This is a genomic window from Pseudomonas emilianonis (assembly GCF_023072625.1).
Classification (GTDB): Bacteria; Pseudomonadota; Gammaproteobacteria; order Pseudomonadales; family Pseudomonadaceae; genus Aquipseudomonas; species Aquipseudomonas paraveronii.
This window is the reverse complement of sequence record NZ_JAKNRV010000411.1, coordinates 1-4208: the sequence shown is the minus strand read 5'-3', so window position 1 is coordinate 4208 and position 4208 is coordinate 1. Positions and strand designations below refer to the sequence as shown.

Below are 4208 nucleotides of genomic sequence, written 5' to 3'. Positions count from 1 at the left end.
AGGTGCTCATCTACCCAGGCCTCGGTGGCCCCGCCGACTTGCCGTCGCGCCGCGATTGCAGGGACGCGCCTCTGCTCAGCGCCGCCGACACTGACTGTTACCTGGCGCTTTACCTGCTGGGGTGGGACAAACCGTCGCCCTACGCCATGCCGTTGCTGGCGGCGGATTTCAGCGGTTTACCCAAGGCATTGATCGCCGTGGCCCAGTTCGACCCGCTGCGCGACGATGGGCTGTTGTATGCCGAGCATCTGCAAGCGGCGGGCGTGAACGCTGTGCTGTACCCCGGCAAAGGCCTGGTCCACGGTTGTCTGCGGGCGCGCGGCGAGGTGTGGGAGGTCGATCAGCTCTACAACTGCCTGTTGGATTACCTGGGTCGCGAACTGCTGACACAGGTCTAAGTGCTCAAGGACATGCTCATTGCACAATTCGGGTTTATAGTGCCAGACGGCAGAATAAAAGACGTCCCCCCTGGGATGAACTCGACCCCCTACGGAGCGCGCAATGCAGACTTGGTACCCGCAGATCAAACCCTACGCCCGGCACGATCTGGCTGTCGACGACACCCACACCCTGTACGTCGATGAAAGTGGCTCCCCCGAAGGCTTGCCCGTCGTATTCATCCATGGTGGCCCTGGCTCCGGTTGCGACGCCAATAGCCGCTGCTATTTCGATCCGAACCTGTACCACATCATCACCTTTGACCAGCGTGGCTGCGGGCGTTCCACCCCCCGCGCCAGCCTGGAAAACAATACCACCTGGGACCTGGTCGCCGACCTTGAGCGCATTCGCGAGCACCTGGGCATCGACAAATGGGTGTTGTTCGGCGGCTCCTGGGGTTCGACCCTGGCGCTGGCCTACGCGCAAACCCATCCCGAGCGCGTGCATGGTTTGATCGTGCGCGGGATTTTCCTGGCCAGGCCCCAGGACATCCGCTGGTTTTACCAGGAAGGCGCCAGCCGCCTGTTCCCGGATTACTGGCAGGATTACCTTGCGCCGATCCCTCAGGACGAGCGCCACGACCTGCTCACCGCTTACCACAAGCGCCTGACCGGCAACGACCAGATTGCCCAGATGCACGCCGCCAAGGCCTGGTCCACCTGGGAAGGGCGCATGTTGGGCCTGTGCCCGAACCCGCAGTTGATCGAGCGTTTCGCCGAGCCCCAGCGTGCGCTGTCGATTGCCCGCATCGAGTGCCACTACTTCACCAATAATTCCTTCCTGGAACCCAACCAGCTGATTCGCGACATGCACAAGATCGCCCATCTGCCTGGCGTAATCATCCACGGCCGCTACGATATGATCTGTCCGCTGGATAACGCGTGGGAGCTGCATCAAGCCTGGCCGAACAGTGAACTGCAGGTTATTCGCGAGGCGGGCCATGCGGCGTCCGAGCCCGGCATCACCGATGCCTTGGTGCGCGCGACCGGCGAGATGGCGCGCCGCCTGCTGGACCTGCCGCCTGAAGAAGCATGAAGGGCCTGTTACAACGGGTGCGTGGCGCCCGGGTCGAGGTCGCGGGCGAAATCGTGGGCGCGATCGACCAGGGTTTGCTGGTGCTGGTGGCCGTGGAACCTGCGGATACCGTCGAGAGCGCCGACAAACTGCTGCATAAGCTGCTTAACTATCGGGTGTTCAGCGACGACGACGGCAAGATGAACCTGTCGCTCAAGGATATCGGCGGCGGTTTGCTGCTGGTGTCGCAGTTCACGCTGGCGGCGGATACCAAAAGCGGGCTGCGGCCAAGTTTCTCCACCGCCGCGCCGCCGGCCCTGGGCGCAGCACTTTTTGAACACTTGCTGTTACAAGCGCAACAATTGCATGGCAAGGTGGCGTCCGGGCGTTTTGGTGCGGATATGCAGGTACATTTGGTCAATGATGGCCCTGTGACCTTCCTCTTACAGACATGAATGTATTAAAAACGACGTTAATGCCTAAAAACGCAGGGTTTCGCTACAAATACTTCGTTGTCCCTGATGCGTTGTCTCGCGGGCTACTAGATAATCGCGCGCTACGGGGATCAGCGTTGTTTGGTCCATTTTTGACTTAGGTAGAGACTTGTCCGACAGCCTCAGGGGAATCATTTTGCCCCAGGGGAGTCGGAACAATGCTCGCCAACCTGGCATATAGATAGCTGGCCGTTGGTTTTTTGATCTGTTTTCGGCGAGGGTTGCTCGTGATTGTTAGTCCCTGTAATGCACCAAAATTGTCTGCCAAACGGTTACGAAACGCACTGGTGACGGGCTCCGCCCTGTTTTGCCTGTTCGGCGCGGGTCAACTGTGGGCATTCAGTCTGGATGATGTGTCGGCCAAGGCAAAAGAGCTGGCCGGGCAGAAATACGAAGCTCCGCGCAGCAATCTGCCGAACGAATTCCGCGAAATGAAATTCGCTGACTATCAGAAGATTCGTTTCCGTAACGAAAAAGCCGAGTGGGCCGATCAGAACACCCCGTTCAAGCTGTCCTTCTATCACCAGGGTATGCACTTCGATACACCGGTGAAAATCAACGAAGTCACCGCCGACAGCGTCCAGGAAATCAAATACGACCCGACGCGCTTCGATTTCGGCGACGTCAAATTTGATCCCAAGTCCACCGAGCAGTTGGGTTATGCCGGTTTCCGTGTGCTGTACCCGATCAACAAGGGCGACAAGCAAGACGAAATCCTGACCATGCTCGGCGCCAGCTATTTCCGCGTCGTGGGCAAGGACCAGGTGTATGGCCTGTCCGCCCGTGGCATGGCGATCGATACCGCGCTGCCGTCCGGCGAAGAGTTCCCGCGTTTCACCGAGTTCTGGATCGAGCGTCCAAAGCCGGGTGACAAGCACCTGGTGATCTTCGCCCTGCTGGATTCGCCGCGCGCCACCGGTGCCTATCGCCTGATCCTGCGTCCGGGCACCGACACCGTGGTCGACGTCAAGTCCCAGATGTTCCTGCGCGACAAGGTCAGCAAACTGGGTGTTGCCCCGTTGACCAGCATGTTCCTGTTCGGCGCGAACCAGCCGTCCAAGGTCCTCAACTACCGTCGCGAGCTGCATGATTCCAGCGGCCTGTCGATCCATGCCGGTAATGGCGAGTGGATCTGGCGCCCACTGAACAACCCTAAACACCTGTCGGTCAGCAACTTCACCGTAGAGAACCCGCGTGGTTTCGGCCTGCTGCAACGCGGTCGCAACTTCAGCCACTACGAAGACCTGGACGACAACTACGACAAGCGCCCAAGCGCCTGGATCGAGCCTGAAGGCGACTGGGGCAAGGGTTCCGTCGACTTGGTAGAGATCCCGACCGCCGATGAAACCAACGACAACATCGTTGCCTTCTGGAGCCCGGAAAAACTGCCGGAAGTCGGCCAGCCGCTGGATGTCGCCTATCGCCTGCACTGGACCCTGGACGACGCCGCGTTCCATTCGCCGGACAGCGCCTGGGTCAAGCAGACCCTGCGTTCCACCGGCGACGTGAAGCAATCCAACCTGATCCGTCAGCCGGATGGCAGCGTGGCCTACCTGGTGGACTTCGAGGGCCCGTCCCTGAAGAAACTGCTGCCGGACGCGCCGGTTCGCAGCCAGGTGAGCGTGGGTGACAACGCTGAACTGGTCGAAAACAGCGTGCGTTACAACGCGCACACCAAAGGCTGGCGCCTGACCTTGCGCATGAAGATCAAGGACGCAGGCAAACCGACTGAAATGCGTGCGGCCCTGGTCCAGGACATCGTGCAGCCTGAGCCCGAGAAGGTTTCGACCCAAGTACTCAAAGCCGATAAAGTGCTGGCCAAACAGCATGAGAAACAGGCCAAGAAAGACAAGGAAGCCAAGCAGCCAGAAGCTGCCCCAGCCACACCGGAGCCGATCAAGACCGAGCAAGTCCTGACCGAAACCTGGAGCTATCAGTTGCCTGCCGATGAGTAATTCTCAAGTCCAGCCAGAGACTCTGTCCGAGTACCTGGCGCACCTGCCGATGACCGCAGAGCAGCGCGCCGAACTGGCGGGCTGTACATCCTTCAGCGAACTGCACGAACGTTTGTCGTCCAAGACGTTCGATGCGCCGGTCGACGCTGCCCAAGCGTCGGTTGGCCGCCGGTTGACCCTCAGCACGGCTGAAGAACTGCAGGACGCCGAAATGCTGGCGCTCGACGCCAGCGGTCGTGTGTGCCTCAAGGCCACCCCGCCGATTCGTCGGACCAAGGTTGTGCCTGAGCCGTGGCGCACCAATATC

General features: G+C 60.2%; 4 protein-coding genes and 1 pseudogene. All 5 read left to right on the top strand.

The features are described from left to right. Window positions 1-398: alpha/beta hydrolase fold domain-containing protein (locus L9Z73_RS26430; RefSeq protein ID WP_247407484.1), on the top strand; the 398-nt coding region annotated here is incomplete at its 5' end. Window positions 399-501: 103 nt separating this feature from the next. After that, complete coding sequence (pip, locus tag L9Z73_RS26425) at window positions 502-1473, top strand: prolyl aminopeptidase (RefSeq protein ID WP_247407482.1); 972 nt, start codon at window positions 502-504, stop codon at window positions 1471-1473. Then, on the top strand, window positions 1470-1907 hold the full coding sequence (gene dtd, locus L9Z73_RS26420) for a D-aminoacyl-tRNA deacylase (protein ID WP_247407480.1): 438 nt from the start codon (window positions 1470-1472) through the stop codon (window positions 1905-1907). Before pip ends, dtd begins: the two co-directional genes overlap by 4 nt. A gap of 323 nt (window positions 1908-2230) precedes the next feature. After that, window positions 2231-3901 (top strand): glucan biosynthesis protein G, encoded by a 1671-nt coding sequence (locus L9Z73_RS26415; RefSeq protein ID WP_247407486.1) that lies wholly within the window; start codon window positions 2231-2233, stop codon window positions 3899-3901. Beyond that, a pseudogene (locus tag L9Z73_RS26410) lies at window positions 3894-4208 on the top strand (glucans biosynthesis glucosyltransferase MdoH); the annotation flags it as partial. The gene L9Z73_RS26415 and the pseudogene L9Z73_RS26410, both read left to right, overlap by 8 nt.

Bases quoted from the DNA above. Each gene is read 5' to 3' on its own strand.
- pip (WP_247407482.1), top strand. From the start codon at position 502: ATGCAGACTTGGTACCCGCAGATCAAACCCTACGCCCGGCACGATCTG.
- dtd (WP_247407480.1), top strand. From the start codon at position 1,470: ATGAAGGGCCTGTTACAACGGGTGCGTGGCGCCCGGGTCGAGGTCGCG.